Here is a 16083-nt window from a genome sequence, read left to right as displayed (position 1 = left end):
GCGCGGCCTGGGCGCCCTCTCGCGTCAATGCAGTCGCCCGCCACGCACGGGCCGTACCGGCTCGGCGTCCATGCGGGCCAACAGCCGCTCCAGGCCGTCGGCGCCTGCGTCGGCCATCGCGCCGCTGGCAGCGCCGCTGCCGCGGCACACCAGCATGGCATCGCTCCAGGGGGCGTCATCGGCCTTGCGGCGAGCGCGCAGCCAGCCGTCGCGGTCGACCAGGAATTCCGTGCCCGCCAGTGCGTCGGGGGCCACGCCGGCCACCAGCGCGTAGGCCTGCCAGGCGGCCTCCGACACGGCCTCGCAGCCCTCAGCCTGGGCGCGCGGTGCCGGGGACAGCGTGACCGTCTGGAAGCGCGGGTCTTCGCGCAGCGCCGGCTGGTCCGGCCGCAGGGCCACGATGCGCAGGCGTTGCCCGCGCAGCGCTTGCAGTTCGCGCGGTGCCGCGCCGTCGCAGCGCACATCCAGCGCCGGGGCGGCCAGCGGCAATTGCCACTCGCCGGCGCGTGCGAGCTGTTGCCCGGCGGCATGAAGCTGCAGCCATGCGAGCAGGGCCCAGGCCGCGTCGTCCGGCAGCTCGTGCGGCAGCGCGGGCATGGTGGGCTGCCCCTGGCCGTCCGCCATGCCGTGGCGCAGGTGCCAGAACAACTCGCCATCGCTGCGCCGCCACAACAGGCCGCGGTTGAGCGTGGGCGGCCAGCGCGGCCCACCCTCCGCCTGCGGCCCGTCGCCATCGCCGTTGGCGCCGTGGCAGGCCGCGCAGTGCTGCGCGTACAGCCGCCCACCATGCAGCGCGGCCTCGCCCGCCACGGCGTCCGGCAGGCGGTGGAAACTGGTGGGAACGGCCGGCGCCCACAGCAGCTCCGGCGCCGGCCACGTCCAGGCCGCGCCGGCCAGCAGCGCCGCGCCCAGGCCCAGCGCCACGGCGGACGCCTTACGCGAGCGCAAGGGCCAGCGCAGCAGCGCCGCCAACAGCCCGGCCAGCACGGCGGCGGCCAACAGCAGCATCACCATGCCGACGCGACGCGCGTGGCTGGGGTCCAGCGTCAGCATCGCCACCGACACGCGCGCGCCAAACGGCCAGGCCGGCTGGCCATGCACCAGCGGCGCCAGTCCCAGCGCATGCAGCAGGGCCCATGAACCCCGCTCCAGCGCCGAGACGGCGGCAATCAGGGCGTCCAGCCCCGGGCCGCGCCACCAACCCTCTTCCATGGGTGTGCTCCGTGTTCCGGGGCGGGCGCCCCGGGCTGCTTACCAGCTTTGGTCCAGGCCGAGGTGGCGCAAGGCCTCGTGCCGCAGTTGGGCCAGGGCCTCGTCGCCGCGGTGGCGCGGGTAGGGACGGTCTACGTGCAGCTCGGCCAGCACGCGCGCCGGGCGCGGGCCCATCACCAGCACGCGCTGCGCCATGAACAGCGCCTCCTCCACGTCGTGCGTGACCATCAGCACACTCAGGCCCGCGCGCTGCCACAGCGCCACCAGCTCGGCCTGCATGGCCAGCCGCGTGAGCGAGTCCAGCTTGCCCAGCGGCTCGTCCAGGATGAGCAGCGCCGGGTCGTTGACCAGCGCCCGCGCCAGCGCCGCGCGCTGCGCCATGCCGCCGGAGAGCTCATGGGGATAGGCCCGCGCGAACTCGCTCAGGCCCACCAGCGCCAGCGCCTCGTCCACGCGCGCACGCTTGGCCGCCAGCTCGCCGCGCGCCTGCAGGCCCAATGCCACGTTGTCCCACACCGTGCGCCAGGGGTAGAGCGTCGGGTCCTGGAACACGACCACGCGCGAGGGCTCGGGGCGGCGCACCGGGTGGCCGTCGTGGCTGATGCTGCCGGCGCCAGCCGGCTCCAGCCCGGCCACCAGGCGCAGCAGCGTGCTCTTGCCGCAGCCGCTTGGGCCCAGCAACGCCACGAACTCCCCGGGGCGGATGTCGATGCTCACGTCCTGCAGCACCGGCAAGGGACCTTGCTGCGGGCGTTCGAAGGCGTGGCTCACGCCGCGCACGGCGATGTGCGCGCCCGCGGTGACCGTGGGTGCTTCCCGCGTGGCCATCACCATTTCAGCGTCCCCTTCTGCCAGGCCAGGGCCCTGTCGCGCACGGCAAAGAGTGCCGTGATCAGCCCGGAGCACAGTGCCGCCATCACGAACAGCGCGGCGAACATGTTGGTGTAGGCGGCCCAGCCCTGCGCCCACGTGAGGTACCAGCCCAGGCCGGCCTTCACGCCCATCATCTCGGCAGCCACCAGCACGGAAAAGCTGGCCCCCAAACCCATGAACAGGCCCACGAACACCTGCGGCAGCGCCGCGGGCACGGCCACGCGCCAGATGAGGAACCACTCGCTCGCCCCCAGCGTGCGCGCCACGTCGTAGTACTGCCGGTTGACGCCGGCCACGCCGGACCAGGTCAGCACCGTCACGGGAAAACCCGTGGCCAGCGCGATGAGGAAGGCCGCGGCCGACCAGCTCGACGGCGCCAGGAAGAACGCCATGGGCAGCAGCGCCGTGGAGGGAATGGGCCCCAGGAAGCGCAGCAGTGGGTGGATCCAGTAGCCCGCGCCACGCGACCAGCCGATGGTCACGCCGGTGAGAAAACCCGCCACCGCCCCCACGGCCACGCCGGAGCCCAGCAGCGCCAGCGAGTGCGCGGCGCATTCGGCCAGCCGCCGCCAGTCGCCGGCATAGACCTCGATGAGCGACTGCGGCGGCGCGAAGAAGGGTGCCGGCAACCAGGCCAGCTTGGCCGTGGCCAGCTCCCACAGCGCCAGCAGCAGCGGCAGCGCCACCAGCCAGGGACCCACCCGGCGCAGGGCAGCCAGCGCCCGCGCCGGGGCGCGGTGCGCGGGCGCCAGGGCCGGCAGCGTGGCTGCCACGAGCAGCAGCAGGGCTGCGCCCAGCAGCGCCGCCACGCCAAGCTCGGCCGTGTAGGCCCACTCCGTGAAACCCAGCTCCACGTTGGGCAGCCGCCAGGTCAAGAAGCCAAAGGCGGCCCAGGCCAGCGCGGCCAGCGCCCCGGTCCACCACACCGGCACGGACCGCCTCGCCGCTCCCAAAGGCGCGCTGCCCGGCGCGCGCGAAACATCAGGCCACACACTGCTCATCGCACTTCCCTCAGGCCAGCACGTCGGCCACGACGTGGTTGGCGAACTTCGCCGGATCGGTGCCCGGCTTGAACACGCCAATGGTCTTGAAGTCCCGGGCATAGAACTCGATCTGCTGGCGCAGCGCGATACCCGACGGGTGGTGGTTGTGCGTGAGCGTGCCCAGCACGGCGCGCAGATCGGCTTCCGGCACGGGCGAGAACTTGGTGAAGATGCGCGCGCTTTCGTTGGGGTTGTTGGCCACCCAGTCGCTGGCCTCGACGATGGCGCGCGTGAGCGCCGCAGCCGTGGCCTTGTCGCCGCGCACCAGCGAGCCGCGCACACCCAGCACGCAGCAGGTCTTGTCGGCGTAGTCGCCGAAGAGGTTGGTTGCCAGCTCCACCAGGTCCTTGTTGCGCTTCTGGATGAGGTAGAGGTTGGGGTCGCCGTCGGCGATGGCCTGGATCTCTCCCTTTTCCACCGCCAGGCCCAACAGGTCGGCCGGGTACTGGCGCCACTCGACGTCCTTGTTCGGGTCAATGCCGTGCCGGGTCAGCAGGATGGCAAAGAAATTCTTGCCCGGGCTGGCCAGGTCGCTCACGCCTATGGTCTTGCCCTTGAGCTTTTGAAGGTCCGTGACGCCGGCCGAGCGCAAGCCCGCCATGCGCGTGCAGCCGCCGTGCGAGGCGCCGGTGATCTTGACGTCGAAGCCCTGTTCCAGCGCCTTGAGCCAGCGGTGCACCATGCCCACGCCGGCGTCGGCCTTGCCGTTGGCAATGGACTCCAGCAGCGCGTCGGTGGAGCCGCTGAAGTTGGTCAGCTCCACCTTCACGCCGTGCTTCTTGAAAAAGCCCAGCTGGTCCGCCACCGGCACGGGGGCCAGGCAGATGGCATTGGCATTCCAGGCCAGCGTCAGCGGCTTGCTTTGCGCCGCGGCGACGCGGTGCGCGCCCAGCCCGGCGCCGGCCGTCACCAGCGCGGCGGCACCGGCGCCGCCCAACAACTGGCGGCGGGTCAGGGGAGTCAGCGGGGGGGTGTCGGCTGCGGGCGGTTTCATCGGTCCTCCATGGCGTTGCGTTGAACAACGCCATTGCACCGGGTGGACCCTGATTCCGCAAATAATGTTTGAACGGATTCATATGCGTTGCGCATGATCCGCGGCGGCGGGCGCCGCCTTGCCGTTCAGCGTTTTGCGCGCCTGGTTGCGCGCGCAGCCGGTTCCGTGCCGGCCGGGCTCATGCCGCGCACCAGCGCCGCGCCGAAATGCTCGATGGCGCGCTGCAGGTTGCCCTGGGCGCTTGGGCTGACCATCCACACGTCCAGCGCCAGGCTGAAATCGCGCACGCTCAGCACGTCCAGCGACTCGGCCAGGCGGCTGGACTGCAGCGCCGGGCGCGCCACCAGGCCCAGGCCCAACCCGGCGGCCACCAGGCTGAGCTGCAGCTCGCTGCCGTGCGTCTCCAGGTTGAGCTGGAAGGGCAGGCCCTGCTCGGACAGGGCGCGCTGCAGCGCGGCGCGAAAGCCGCAGCCATCGGGGTTGAGCACCCAGCCTGCCTCGAACACGTCGCGCAGCCGCACGCTCGTCCGCGTGAAGCGGCCCTTGGCCGCCACGACCAGCACTTCGGTGGACGCCAGGCGCTGCGCGGCCAGGCCGTCGGCCCAGACCTTGGAGCCCGGCATGAACACCGCGGCGGCGTCCAGCCGGCCGTGCAGCACGGCGTCCACCAGCCGGGCGCTCCAGTCGGTGCAGAGCTGCAACTGCAGGTCCGGGAAAGACGCCTTCACGTCCAGCAGCAGCTCCACCAGGCCCAGCGAGCCCATGGAGTGTGTCAGGCCCATGCGCAGCCGTCCCTGCGGCACGGCGTCGGTGGCCACGAGATGGCGCAGCGCGTCGATCTCGCGCAGGGCGGCGCGCGTCTGCGCGTGCACGCGCAGGCCCAGCGTCGAGGGCTTGGGCGGCTTGATGCTGCGGTCCAGCAACTGCACGCCCAACGCCTCCTCCAGGCTCTGGATGCGGCGCGTGGTGGCCGGCTGGGTCAGGCCCAGCTCGCGCGCGGCCATGCTGATCGAGCCGTGGCGCACCACGGCATCGAAGGCGCGCAGGTCTTCTGTTTTCATCGAGGCGGTCTGCAGGCGGGAACTTGCAGGCACTGTATCGCCTGCCCGCCACGCTCCCGCCCCGGCCGCCGCCAAGGCATCGGCCGGATTGACCGTCTCCAGGCGAGCGCCGCGCGGCGGCTGGTCCCGCTCGGTCACGCCGCGCCCAACACCTTGAAGCCGTGGGTGCCGTCGCGCTCGAGCTGCGCCACCAGGCCGAACTCCCAGTCCAGGTAGGCCTGCATGGCCTCGCGCGGCGCGTCCGTGCCCTCGTAGGGGCGGCGGTAGCGGTCCATGCGCTCGCTGGCCAGGCGCTGTGCGCCCGCCTCCAGCGGCAAGCCCTGCGCCGCCCAGGCGGCGTTGCCGCCTTCGAGCACCGCCACCGGCACGTCGCTCACGCGGGCCAGGTCCGCCGCGGCGAAGCGCGCCAGCGCGCTGCTGCCGCAGGTCAGGACGATGCGGTCCGGCCCCGGCTGTTGCTGCAGCACCCTGGGCAGCTGCGAGCGCAGCGCCCACCACGCGCCCGGGATGTGCCCCTTGACGTGGTTGGCGCTGCTGGTGAGGTCCAGCAGCAGCGTGCCGGGCGAGGCCAGCAGGCCCTGGAGCTCCGTCACGGTCACCGAGGGCACGTCGGGGAAGGGCGCATGGGGCGCCTTCCACGCACCGGTCTCGGTGAATTGGGCCGGGTCGGCGTCCACCAGCCAGCCGACCTCCCAACCCAGTTGCGCCAGCCAGTGCGCCGTCATGGCCGCGCGCACGCCGTCGGCGGCCGCGCCGCCGTCCACCAGCACGATGCGCGCGCCGCGCACGGCCGCAAAGACGTCGGTTTCCTGCACCAGTTGCCCACCCGGCGCGCTGCCGAAGCCGCTCAGGTGGCCGGCGGCGTATTCCTCGGGGGTGCGCACGTCCCAGCGGTAGAGCGTGCGGCCGGCGTCCTGCTCCCAGTCCGCCAGGCCGGCGGCCGTCAGGCGCAGCGCGCCGGCGCGGTCGGCCAGCGACTGGGCCGCGGCCTGCGCGGCGCGGCGCTGGGCCTCGCCGCTCGGGCCGAAGCGGCGCTGTGCGCCGTGGTCCAGCTCGAAGCCGGCCAGCGTCCAGCCTATGGTGCCGTTGCGCAGCGCGGCCACGGGGTTGGGAATGCCGGCATTGATGAGGCTTTGCGCGCCTACGAGGCTGCGCGTGCGCCCGGCGCAGTTGACGATGACGCGCGTGGCGGGGTTGGGCGCCAGGTCGCGCACGCGCAGCGCCAGCTCGGCCCCGGGCACGCTGATGCCGCCCGGGATGCTCATGGTCTGGTACTCGTCGAAGCGCCGCGCGTCCAGCACCACCACGTCGGCCTGGGCATCCAGCAGCGCCTTGACGGCTTCAGCGGGCAGCGACGGCGTGCCGCGCTCGTGCTCTACCAGCTCGCCGAAGGCCTTGCTGGGCACGTTCACGTCGCGGAACAGCTCGCCGCCGGCGTCGCGCCAGCCCTGCAAGCCGCCTTCGAGCAGGTGCACGCGCGTGTAGCCCAGCGCCTGCAGCCGCCGCGCGGCGGGCTCGGCCAGGCCCTCGCCGTCGTCATAGACGGCGATGTCCACGTTGCGCCGCGGCAACCGCCAGGGCGCTTCCAGCTCGATGCGGCCGGCCGAGATCTGCGCCGCGAACAGCGGATGCGCCTGCGCGAAGGGGTCTTCCTCGCGCACGTCGATGAGCGCGATCTCGCGCCGCTGCAGCAGCGCGGCGCGCACGTCTGCCACCGTCAGGCGCGGCAGGGCGGGGGAAGCGGGCATCAGGAGGTCTCCTTGGAGCGGTCCCAGAGGTTGGGGACCCAGGGGTTGGAATAGCCGGACACGAAGGGTTTTACCTTGCCGTCCTCGGTCCACACGTGGCGCTGCACTGCGCCTATGTTGGCGCCATAGACGTGGATGGAAATGGAGGTGCGGTCGCTGAAGGCGTTGCTGACTTGGTGCACGTCGCCCAACGTGGGCGAAACGGCCTCCACGTCGCCCGGGCGCAGCCGCTTCGGTCCTCTCCGCGCCACCAGGCGGCCCGCGGCGTCCTGCGCGAAGTCCTGCGCCAGCTCCTCGCCGCGCAGCATGCCGATGAGGCCCCACACCGTGTGGTCGTGCACCGGCGTGCGCTGGCCCGGCCCCCAGACGAAGCTCACCACCGAGAAGCGCTCCAGCGGGTCGGCGTGCAGCAGGTACTGGCGGTAGTGCTGCGGATGGGGCTGCGCGAGCTCGTCCGGCAGCCAGTCGTCGCGCGCCACCAGGCGGGCCAGGTGGGGGCGCACGGCGGCCAGGCGAGAGGGCTCGTCGGTCTCGTGCTCGAACTCCCGCGTGAGCGCGGCCACGAAGTCGCGCAAGGGGGCAGTGCTCAAGATGCTCTCCTGTGGGGTGTGAATTCGTGCGGCCCGGGCTCAGCCCCTGGCCGGCTGCAGCGCCGCGCGGCCCGCGGCCACCAGTGCGCTGTCGTCCTGCGGCGTGTGCACGCGGCCGCACAGCACGTCGCGGTGGTAGCGCTGCAGCGGGTTGGCGCGGTCCAGCCCGTGGTTGCCGGATTGGCGCAGCGCCAGTTCCACCACGGCGATGGCGTTGCGCGTGACGGCCACCTTGAGCAGCCCGCTGTCGGCCGCGCCCCAGGGCCGGCCGGCGTCGGCGGCCGCGGCGGCCGCCTCCAGCTGCGACCGGCTGGACAGCAGCAGCAGCTCGATCTCGCCCACCGCCTCCTGAGCGCGGGGCAGCGTGGCCAGCGGCGCGCCCAAGCTGGCCGGGGCGCGCTCGCGCAGGAAGTCCAGCAGCCAGTCGCGCGCGTTGCGCGCCACGGCGTCGTAGAGCGTGGCCAGCAGCACCGCCATCCAGGCCTGCTGCTCGGGGTCGGGGCGGGCCAGCCAGTCGGACGGCGGGCGCAGGTCCGCGGCGTGGTCCAGCGGGATGGGCACGTCCTGCAGCAGCACCTCGTCGCTGGCCGTGGCGCGCATGCCCAGGTGGTCCCAGCTGCGGCGCACCTGCAGCCCTGGAGCGTCGGCCGGCACGAGGAAGGGACCGGTGCGCGGCTGGGCCTCGTCGGTGCGGCCCCACACCACCAGCCAGCGCAGCCCGTCTATGCCCGTGGTGTAGAGCTTGTGGCCGGAGATCAGCCAGCCTTCGGCGGTGCGCCGTGCCACGGTGCCCGGCAGCCCGCCGCGGGCCGGCGTGCCCAGCTCCGGCTCCACGCGCAGGTGGTTGCCCAGCGCCCCGTCGCGCACCGCGCTGCGCAGCACCTTCTCGCGCACGCTGGCGGGCCAGCGGCAGTCCGGCTGGCCCAGCAGCCGCGTGAGCAGCAGCTGCATCACCAGCACCAGCGCCGTGGCGGGCTCGCCGCGCGCCACGGCCGCGACCAGCTCGCGCGCCTCGGCCAGGCTCGCGCCGGCGCCACCGAACTCGCGCGGCACCGTCAGCCCAAGCAGGCCGTGGCGGCGCAGCAGCTCGAAGTTGGCGTGCGGAAAGGCGCCGCGGGCGTCGAGGTCCGCCGCGGTGGCGGCCAGGGCGCGGGTGATGTCGCCCAGCAGCGCGGCGTCCAGGCCGGCCGCCGGGGCGCGGGCAAAGGCCTGCCGGCCGGCAGGCGGGGCGCTCGGCGGCGCCATGGGCGAGAGGTCAAGGCTCATGCAGCCATCCATGCAGTACTGATCTGGGGACGCAGCGTAGGAGCGCGCCGCCTGCCCGGTCAAACATGCATTTCAAGCATGAATAGTGGTTTTGATTATTTGTGTTGATGTGCCGTGCCGCTCTACGGTGTCGCTCCTCAACCCCACACGCCGCACGGCACAGGAAGGAGCGCGTTCCATGAGCGTCGAGATCATCGGCATGATCACCACCCAGTTGCAGTCCGAGACGATCCGCCCGCAGGGCCCCGTCATCGACCGCGACTACGTGCGCCGCTTCGCGCAGGCGCATGAGGCCGCGGGTTTCGACCGCATCCTGGTGCCGCAGCACTCGACCGGGCCGGATGCCAGCCAGGTGATTGCCTACGCATCCAGTGTCACAGAGCGGGTGAACTTCCTGCTTGCGCACCGTCCCGGCTTCATAGGCCCCGCCTTTGCCGCGCGGCAGCTGGCCACGCTGGAGAATTTCACGGGCGGCCGCCTGGCCGTGCACATCATCTCCGGCGGGTCGGACGAGGAGCAGCGCCGCGACGGCGATTTCCTTGACCATGACCAGCGCTACGCGCGCACCGACGAGTACCTGGAGGTGCTGCGCCGTACCTGGACGGCCGATGCTCCCTTCGACCACCAGGGGCCGCTCTACCGCTACGAGAAGGCCTTCTCCGAGGTCAAGCCGCTGCAAAAGCCGCACATCCCCATCTTCTTCGGCGGCGCCAGCGAGGCCGCGCTGCGCGTGGCGGGCAAGCATGCGGATGCCTATGCCCTGTGGGGCGAGTCGCTGGCGCAGACGCGCGAGCTCACGCAGCGCGTGCGCGCCGAGGCGGCCCAGCATGGGCGCGGCATGCGCTTCTCGGTGTCGTTCCGTCCCATCCTTGGGGAGACCGAAGGCCAGGCCTGGGACCGCGCCGAGCGCATCCTGGCCGACACGCGGCGGCTGCGCACCGAGGCCGGCTGGTCGCGCGGCGGCCCGCAGCAAAGCGAGGGCGCACGGCGCCTGCTGGCCGCGGCCGAGCGCGGCGACGTGGTGGACGAGCGGCTGTGGACCGCGGTAGCGCGCGAGACCGGCGCGCGCTCCAACAGCACCGCGCTGGTGGGCACGCCGCAGCAGGTGGCGCAGGCGCTGCTGAAGTACGTGGAGCTGGGCGTGGGCACGCTGCTCCTGCGCGGCTTCGATCCGCTGGACGACGCCGTGGACTTCGGCCGCGAGCTCATCCCTCGCGTGCGTGCCCTGGTGGCTGAGCATGAGGCGGGGTTGCAGCAGCGTCAGGACGCGCCGGCACTCGCCTGAGTGATGGACGCGCGGCAAAGCGCAGCCCATGTCTCGCACGCCGCGCAGTGATGGCGAATTTCGATATTCGTCTCGATTCGTTCGCAACCGCCGAGGCCCAACCTAAGCTGAACGCCTGTTTGACTCCCTACCCGTTGCGGTTTGCTCATGAAACGACGTTTGCACCTGCTGGTGCTGGCCGGCCTGAGTGCCGGCCTGTTCTCCGCCGCCGTCCACGCCGACCAGCTCGATGACATCAAGAAGAAGGGAGAGATCGTGTTCGGCGTGCTCGGCACCGACGAGCCCAACAGCTTCGTCGATCCGAGGACGCGCGAGGTCATCGGCTACGAAGTAGACCTGGCGCAGGCCATCGCGAAAAGGATAGGCGTCAAGCCGGTGTTCAAGCAACTGTCAGTGGCCGCCCGCATCCCCGAGCTGCAGCAGGGCCGCGTGGACGTGCTGGCCGCCTCGCTCACGCACAACAAGGAGCGCGAGGCGCAGATCGACTTCTCGCTCACGACCTTCGTGACGGGGCAGAAGGTGCTGGTCAAGGCCGCCAGCGGCATCACCGACGTGCCGCAGCTCGCCGGCAAGAAGGTGCTCACCGTCAAGGGCGGCACGCAGGAGCCCAACATCCGCAAGGCCGTACCCTCGGTGGACGTGGTGACCTTCGAGACCACGCAGCAGGCCTTCCTGGCGCTGCAGCAGGGCAAGGGCGTGGCTTACGTCAACGACGAGGCCTCCATCTACAACGACCACGCCAAGCTGGGCCCCGTCCGCAAGGACTACGTGGTGTTGCCCACGAGCATCAGCGTGGAGCCGCTGGCGCTGGGCCTGCGCAAGGGCGAGGCCGGCCTGAAGCAGGCCGTCGATGGCGCCTTGCGCGACCTGGAAAAGTCCGGCGAGGCCGAGAAGCTGTTCTTCAAATGGTACGGGCCGAGCACCAGGCTGCAATTCGACAAGCGCACTTTCAAGATCGACAGCGATCGCATCTGACGCGGGGCCGCTGAGTTTGGAGCTGTGGAGGGGTTGCTGGAGGCGCCTCTTCCTTGAGCTCTGCCGCGGCCCCCGGGGCCCGGCAGAGTTTTTTTTCGGGTACTGATCTTGAGTTTCGATCCTGACTTGCTGCTGCACGGCACCTATGCCGGCTGGCTGTGGCAAGGCCTGCTGACGTCGCTGCGGCTCACGCTGGTGGCGCTGCTGTGTGCGCTGCCCCTGGCCGCGGCCGTGGCGATGATGCGCATGGCGCCGCAGCGGTCGTTGCGCGCGATGGCCGCCGGCTACGTGGAAGGCGTGCGCGGCGTGCCGCTGCTGGCCCACCTGCTGTTCTGGTATTTCGGTGCGCCGGAGCTGCTGCCGGAAAGTTGGAAGCAGGCGCTTTACGAACATGACGTCGAGTTCGCCGGCGCGGCGGTGGCGCTGACGCTGTATGCCGCGGCCTACATGGCCGAGGACATCCGCAGCGGCCTGCGCGCCGTGCCCGCGGGGCAGTTGGACGCTGCGCGCGCCTTGGGCCTGGGCTACGTCACTGCCATGCGGCTCGTGGTGCTGCCGCAGGCCGTGCGCACCACGCTGCCGCCGCTGCTGTCGCAGACGCTGAACCTGTGGAAAGACTCCAGCGTGGCCACCGTGGTGGGCGTGGGCGAATTGATGTACCAGGCCGCGCGCGTGGAGTCGGCGAGCTTTCGCAGCGCCGAAGCCTTCACCTTCGCGACGCTGGCTTACTTGACCGTTTCGCTGGCGCTGACTGCGCTGGCGGCCCTGCTGCAGCGGCGCTGGACGCCGCGCGGCGCCTGAGAGCGCCATGCTGGATCTCATTCACGACTTTGGCCTGTATTTTCTGATCGGCCAGTACCCCAATGGTCCGCTGGGCGGGCTGGCCTTGACGGTGCTGCTGTCGGCGCTGGCGCTGCTGGCCGCGACGCCGCTGGGCCTGGCACTGGCGCTGGCACGCGCCAGCCGACGGCGCATGCTGCGCTGGCCGGTGGCAGCGCTGATCACTGTGGTGCGTGCACTGCCGCTGCTGATGGTGGTGTTCTGGGCCTACTTCTTCCTGCCGGCGCTCACGGGCCAGCGCACTGGGCAATTCGGCATCATGCTGATGGCGCTGGTGCTGTTCGATGCCGTCTACCTGGCGGAAATCGTGCGCGCGGGCCTGCGCAGCGTGCCGCGCGGTCAGCACGACGCGGCACGTGCGCTGGGCATGAGTGAGGCTGCGACGCTGCGCTGGGTGGTGCTGCCGCAGGCGCTGCGTGCCGTGCTGCCCTCGCTGGTGAACCAGTTCGTGGCCACGATCAAGGCCACTTCGCTGGGCTACATCATCGGCCTGGGAGAGTTTTCCTTCGTGGCCACGCAGGTCAACACGTTGGTATTCACCCGCGCCGCTGAAGTCTACACGCTGCTGGCGCTGGGCTACTTCGTGCTGTGTTTTGGCTTGTCGCGCCTGGCCATGGCGCTGGAGCGGCGCCTGTCCAGACGGAGCGTCGCAGACAAGGGCCATGGCGCGCGTGCGAATGCCGTGGCACACCTGGAGGCAGCCGTTTGATCGGCCCAGGCTGCCTGATTCTGATGTGTTTGATTAAACCGGCAATGCACTTGGCCGTTATCAATAATCAGGCCCGGCGAATCGGCCCGTCTCGCAGCGTATGGTCGATAAGGCGCAGGCATGCATCAATGGAGCACAGCGTCGGTACTTCGATGCGCTGGTGCTGCGGCAACTCGAGCAGCGCGCCGACGATGCGAGTCGATTTCCATCCGCCTGCCGGCCTCCACGTTTTGCAGCATCGAGGTCTTGTGATGTCGGCTGCTCCGTGCGCGGGCAAAGGCAGCGGCCTCGTCAATGTCGGTGGGCGCGCCGCAGGCCCGCGCCACGGCCATTACGCTTCCGCGCGCAAGCGCACGCGCCTGCAGGCGGGCACGCATTGCAATGCCTGGGCGAGCTTGCCTGCAGCGGCGTGCCCGATGCGCCGTGGCAAGCTCTTGCCATTCATGGAGATGCCATGCCCAAGGCCACCACCCTCACCAAGTCCCGCGCGCAGCCCCGTGGCGAGCTCAATCGCCAGTCGATCCTGGACGCAGCCTCGCTGCTGTTCATCGACAAGGGCTTCGGCGGCACCAACATCAACGACATCGCCGACGCGCTGGGTGCCACGCGCACTGCCGTCTACTACTACTTCCAGAGCAAGGAAGCGATCCTGGAAGCGCTCACGGAAGAAGTGACCGAGCAGGCCGGCGAGCTCGCGCGCAGCGTCAGCGGCCACGACGAGCTGCCGCCCGAACAGGCGCTGCGCCAGCTCGTTGCCCAGCACGCCACGCTGATCCTCACCCACCCGCTGCAGTTTCGGGTCGTGGAGCGCAGCGAGAGCAGCCTGCCCGAGCCCCGGCGTGCCGCGGCGCGCGCAGCGCGCCACTCGGTGCTCGACCACTTCGTGCACGTCATCCAGCGCGGTATCGATGCCGGTGTTTTCGTCGCGCCCGACGCCCGCACCGCCGCCCTGGCCGTCATCGGCATGTGCAACTGGAGCGCTTGGTGGTTCGAGCCTGACGGCAATGCCGTCGAGCCCATGGCGCAGGCGCTCACCGAGCTGGCGCTGCGCTGCGTGGTGCGCGACCGGCAGCGCCACCAGCGCCCGGCGTCGGTCACGGAGTCGATCCGACTGCTGCGCGAGCACCTCGACATCCTGGAGGCACAGACACGCCAGCCGCCGGACTGAGCACAAGTTGCCCGGGAAATACCTGATCTGACACAAGCGTCAAACGTTTGACGTGTGTGTCTATCGCGTCTATCGTTGATTCATGTCAACGAGAGGCGCCGCTGCCGCGGCGTGAGGACGATGCGTCAGCCCCTGGCCCAGCCCACTGCCGGCTTTCTCAACACCGACTGGAATCCGCGCGACATTCCTGGCGGCACGGTCACTCGCAACGTGGTGCTGCGCACCGCGGACGGCGCGGCGACTGGGGGCTCGCTGTACACGCCAGCCGGCGGCAGCCGCACCGTGGTGTGCGTCATGCACCCGCGCGAGTTCATGGCCTGCCACTACCTGATTCCCGACATCGTCGCGGCGGGCTGCGCGGCCTGGTCGCAGTCGCCACGCTCGGTGGGCAACGACCTGCGCCTGGAGCACGAGTCCGCGCTGCATGACGTGGCCGCGGGTCTGGCGTTCCTGCGCGCGCACGGTTTCGAACGCATCGTGCTGCTGGGCAACTCGGGTGGGGCGGGGCTCTACGCCTTCTACGTCCAGCAGTCCTCGTTGCCCGGGGTGCAACGCATCGCGCGCACGCCGGGCGGGCGGCCGACGCAGTTGGCCGAGTTGGACATGCCTACCGTGGACGGCCTGGTCTTCGTGGGACCGCACCCAGGGCAGGGTGCGCTGCTGATGAACTGCATTGACCCCTCGGTCCGCGACGAAGGCGATGCGCTGTCGGTGGATGCGTCGCTCGACCCGCTCAATCCCGACAACGGCTACCGCGGCCGCGAGGGCACGCGCTATGCGCCAGCCTTCGTCGAGCGCTACCGCGCCGCGCAGCGTGCGCGCGTCGAGCGCATTGACCACCGAGCGCGCGAACTCATCGCCACGCGGCAGGCCGGGCGCGCCCGCGTCAAGGACCTGGGCGCCGCCGCCCCGGCCGCGGACCGCCGCATGGCCGCGCACACGCCCATCATCAACGTCTGGCGCACCGACGCGGACCTGCGCTGCTTCGACCTCTCGCTCGACCCCTCGGAGCGCCGCTTCGGCTCGCTCTGGGGCAGCGACCCCTTTGCATCGAACTACGGCGCCGTGGGCTTCGCGCGCCAGTGCACGCCCGAGAGCTGGCTCTCGACCTGGTCGGGCCTGAGCTCCAACGCCACGTTGGAGAAGACTGCCGCAGCGCTGGTGCAGCCCGCGCTGGTCATCGAGTACACGGGCGACCAGGCGTGCTTTCCTGGCGACGTGCGGCGCATCGTCGAGGCCATTGCCTCGACCGAGAAGCGACACCTGCGCGTGCGCGGCGACCACCACGGCCGCGCTCTTTCCAGTGGCGGGGAGCCGGGCCGCCTGGCCGCCGGCCGCCACCTCGCCGCCTGGTTGCGCCAGACCTTCCCGCGCTGATTCCTTCCCTTTCTCTGCCTTTCTTCACTCCCTGGAGGAGACCTTCATGTTGGCTCAATCCTCAGTGCCGTCGCGGCTGGTGCTGCGCGGCGTGGACCACACCGCGCGCCCGACGTGGAAGCTGCGCGAGACGGTCGAGTTCTACCGCGACACGCTGGGCCTGCCGCTGGTGCACGTGATTTCCGCCCGCGGCTGGGGCCCGGCCACGCACCCGGACTTCCTGCACTTCTTCTTCGACAGCGGCAACGGCAGCACGATCGCCTTCTTCTACTACCTGGGCAGCGACGAGCCGGCGTCGCTGCGGGACCGCCCGGGGCGTTCGCCGCTGCCCGAGGACCACGTCTTCGACGCGACGCACACCGCCTGGCTGGTCGAAGATGCCGCGGCGCTGCGCGGCTGGAAGGAGCGGCTCGAATCGCGGGGCCTGAATGTTTCGGTGGAAACGACGCACGAGGTCATCGAGTCGATCTACGTGCGCGACCCCAACGGCTACTTCATCGAGTTCACGCGCAAGCTGCGTCCACTCACCGAGATCGACGCCGAGGACGCCGCGCTGACGCTGCAGGCGGCCATGGAGGCCGAGGCGCAGGCCGCGCACGCCGGCCGCCGCGTCACGCGCATAGACGAGGTCTGGTCACGCAAGGGCGCGCTGCTCGACCGCGATCGCGAGCGGGGCGCGGGCGTGCGCCTGTTCGTGCCGCGGGTGGAGGAGTTCGCTGCCCTGGTACGGGCCGCGCGTGGGCGAAGCGCTTGCCGCGTCAGCGAGGCCCCGGGTTACCACGTCATCGAGGCCGACGGGCCCGTCGAGTTCAGCCGCCGGGAGCTTGGCCTCAAGCCGGCAGTCTGGTGGGGCCTCTTCACCGGAGGACTGCACGGGACCATTGAGGCCTTTGACCGCGACCGCGTGCGCATCGTCCCGCAGGCGGCCTGAAGACACGCCGG

16 protein-coding genes are annotated in these 16083 nt (G+C 71.2%); 7 read left to right on the top strand and 9 right to left on the bottom strand.

Annotated elements, in window-relative coordinates; translation table 11 throughout:
* Nucleotides 1–24: 24 nt before the first annotated feature.
* From SM757_RS15830 to SM757_RS15795, 8 genes are all read right to left on the bottom strand, one after another.
* Complete coding sequence (locus SM757_RS15830) at nt 25–1212, bottom strand: cytochrome c (RefSeq protein WP_322466227.1); 1188 nt, start codon at nt 1210–1212, stop codon at nt 25–27.
* A gap of 39 nt (nt 1213–1251) precedes the next feature.
* Nucleotides 1252–2046, bottom strand: coding sequence for an ABC transporter ATP-binding protein (locus SM757_RS15825; protein WP_322466226.1), 795 nt, complete (start codon nt 2044–2046; stop codon nt 1252–1254).
* On the bottom strand, nt 2040–3086 hold the full coding sequence (locus tag SM757_RS15820; RefSeq protein ID WP_322466225.1) for an ABC transporter permease: 1047 nt from the start codon (nt 3084–3086) through the stop codon (nt 2040–2042). The genes SM757_RS15825 and SM757_RS15820 overlap by 7 nt, the downstream gene beginning before the upstream one ends.
* A 10-nt stretch (nt 3087–3096) precedes the next feature.
* Nucleotides 3097–4122 (bottom strand): ABC transporter substrate-binding protein, encoded by a 1026-nt coding sequence (locus tag SM757_RS15815; RefSeq protein WP_322466224.1) that lies wholly within the window; start codon nt 4120–4122, stop codon nt 3097–3099.
* A 125-nt stretch (nt 4123–4247) separates the two neighbouring features.
* On the bottom strand, nt 4248–5183 hold the full coding sequence (locus SM757_RS15810; RefSeq protein WP_322466223.1) for a LysR family transcriptional regulator: 936 nt from the start codon (nt 5181–5183) through the stop codon (nt 4248–4250).
* A gap of 134 nt (nt 5184–5317) precedes the next feature.
* Nucleotides 5318–6931, bottom strand: a complete 1614-nt coding sequence (locus SM757_RS15805; RefSeq protein WP_322466222.1) for a rhodanese-like domain-containing protein — start codon at nt 6929–6931, stop codon at nt 5318–5320.
* Complete coding sequence (locus SM757_RS15800; RefSeq protein ID WP_322466221.1) at nt 6931–7521, bottom strand: cysteine dioxygenase family protein; 591 nt, start codon at nt 7519–7521, stop codon at nt 6931–6933. Before SM757_RS15800 ends, SM757_RS15805 begins: the two co-directional genes overlap by 1 nt.
* 39 nt (nt 7522–7560) lie before the next feature.
* On the bottom strand, nt 7561–8787 hold the full coding sequence (locus SM757_RS15795) for an acyl-CoA dehydrogenase family protein (RefSeq protein WP_322466220.1): 1227 nt from the start codon (nt 8785–8787) through the stop codon (nt 7561–7563).
* Between the two features lie 178 nt (nt 8788–8965).
* On the opposite strand from SM757_RS15795, the gene SM757_RS15790 reads away from it, so the two are divergent.
* The 4 genes from SM757_RS15790 (at nt 8966) to SM757_RS15775 (ending at nt 12596) form a co-directional block, all read left to right on the top strand.
* Nucleotides 8966–10072 (top strand): LLM class flavin-dependent oxidoreductase, encoded by a 1107-nt coding sequence (locus SM757_RS15790; RefSeq protein WP_322466219.1) that lies wholly within the window; start codon nt 8966–8968, stop codon nt 10070–10072.
* Nucleotides 10073–10219: 147 nt separating this feature from the next.
* Nucleotides 10220–11047, top strand: a complete 828-nt coding sequence (locus tag SM757_RS15785) for an ABC transporter substrate-binding protein (RefSeq protein ID WP_322466218.1) — start codon at nt 10220–10222, stop codon at nt 11045–11047.
* 105 nt (nt 11048–11152) lie between these two features.
* Nucleotides 11153–11848 carry an amino acid ABC transporter permease gene (locus SM757_RS15780; protein ID WP_322466275.1) on the top strand — a complete coding sequence of 232 codons (696 nt, stop codon included), beginning with the start codon at nt 11153–11155 and terminating at the stop codon, nt 11846–11848.
* A 7-nt stretch (nt 11849–11855) separates the two neighbouring features.
* The gene (locus SM757_RS15775; RefSeq protein ID WP_322466217.1) at nt 11856–12596 is read left to right on the top strand and encodes an amino acid ABC transporter permease; all 741 of its coding nucleotides are present in this window, start codon (nt 11856–11858) and stop codon (nt 12594–12596) included.
* Between the two features lie 125 nt (nt 12597–12721).
* Here the strand turns inward: SM757_RS15775 and SM757_RS35570 are convergent, their stop codons facing one another.
* Nucleotides 12722–12928 (bottom strand): ketopantoate reductase C-terminal domain-containing protein, encoded by a 207-nt coding sequence (locus SM757_RS35570; RefSeq protein ID WP_407655768.1) that lies wholly within the window; start codon nt 12926–12928, stop codon nt 12722–12724.
* A 122-nt stretch (nt 12929–13050) separates the two neighbouring features.
* Here SM757_RS35570 and SM757_RS15770 point away from each other — a divergent pair, with 122 nt between their 5' ends.
* The 3 genes from SM757_RS15770 (at nt 13051) to SM757_RS15760 (ending at nt 16072) form a co-directional block, all read left to right on the top strand.
* Nucleotides 13051–13764, top strand: coding sequence for a TetR/AcrR family transcriptional regulator (locus tag SM757_RS15770; RefSeq protein WP_322466216.1), 714 nt, complete (start codon nt 13051–13053; stop codon nt 13762–13764).
* Nucleotides 13765–13884: 120 nt separating this feature from the next.
* On the top strand, nt 13885–15141 hold the full coding sequence (locus SM757_RS15765; protein WP_322466215.1) for an alpha/beta fold hydrolase: 1257 nt from the start codon (nt 13885–13887) through the stop codon (nt 15139–15141).
* A 46-nt stretch (nt 15142–15187) separates the two neighbouring features.
* Nucleotides 15188–16072: a VOC family protein gene (locus SM757_RS15760; protein WP_322466214.1), complete on the top strand. Its 885-nt coding sequence runs from the start codon at nt 15188–15190 to the stop codon at nt 16070–16072.
* Nucleotides 16073–16083: the final 11 nt, after the last annotated feature.

The sequence above is a fragment of the Azohydromonas lata genome, assembly GCF_034427735.1.
Taxonomy (GTDB): Bacteria; Pseudomonadota; Gammaproteobacteria; order Burkholderiales; family Burkholderiaceae_C; genus Azohydromonas; species Azohydromonas lata.
The sequence above is the reverse complement of the archived record's forward strand: the minus strand, read 5'-3'. Positions and strand labels throughout refer to the sequence as shown.

Bases quoted from the DNA above. Each gene is read 5' to 3' on its own strand.
- SM757_RS15830 (WP_322466227.1), bottom strand. From the start codon at position 1,212: ATGGAAGAGGGTTGGTGGCGCGGCCCGGGGCTGGACGCCCTGATTGCC.
- SM757_RS15825 (WP_322466226.1), bottom strand. From the start codon at position 2,046: ATGGTGATGGCCACGCGGGAAGCACCCACGGTCACCGCGGGCGCGCAC.
- SM757_RS15820 (WP_322466225.1), bottom strand. From the start codon at position 3,086: ATGAGCAGTGTGTGGCCTGATGTTTCGCGCGCGCCGGGCAGCGCGCCT.
- SM757_RS15815 (WP_322466224.1), bottom strand. From the start codon at position 4,122: ATGAAACCGCCCGCAGCCGACACCCCCCCGCTGACTCCCCTGACCCGC.
- SM757_RS15810 (WP_322466223.1), bottom strand. From the start codon at position 5,183: ATGAAAACAGAAGACCTGCGCGCCTTCGATGCCGTGGTGCGCCACGGC.
- SM757_RS15805 (WP_322466222.1), bottom strand. From the start codon at position 6,931: ATGCCCGCTTCCCCCGCCCTGCCGCGCCTGACGGTGGCAGACGTGCGC.
- SM757_RS15795 (WP_322466220.1), bottom strand. From the start codon at position 8,787: ATGAGCCTTGACCTCTCGCCCATGGCGCCGCCGAGCGCCCCGCCTGCC.
- SM757_RS15790 (WP_322466219.1), top strand. From the start codon at position 8,966: ATGAGCGTCGAGATCATCGGCATGATCACCACCCAGTTGCAGTCCGAG.
- SM757_RS15785 (WP_322466218.1), top strand. From the start codon at position 10,220: ATGAAACGACGTTTGCACCTGCTGGTGCTGGCCGGCCTGAGTGCCGGC.
- SM757_RS15775 (WP_322466217.1), top strand. From the start codon at position 11,856: ATGCTGGATCTCATTCACGACTTTGGCCTGTATTTTCTGATCGGCCAG.
- SM757_RS35570 (WP_407655768.1), bottom strand. From the start codon at position 12,928: ATGGCCGTGGCGCGGGCCTGCGGCGCGCCCACCGACATTGACGAGGCC.
- SM757_RS15770 (WP_322466216.1), top strand. From the start codon at position 13,051: ATGCCCAAGGCCACCACCCTCACCAAGTCCCGCGCGCAGCCCCGTGGC.
- SM757_RS15765 (WP_322466215.1), top strand. From the start codon at position 13,885: ATGCGTCAGCCCCTGGCCCAGCCCACTGCCGGCTTTCTCAACACCGAC.
- SM757_RS15760 (WP_322466214.1), top strand. From the start codon at position 15,188: ATGTTGGCTCAATCCTCAGTGCCGTCGCGGCTGGTGCTGCGCGGCGTG.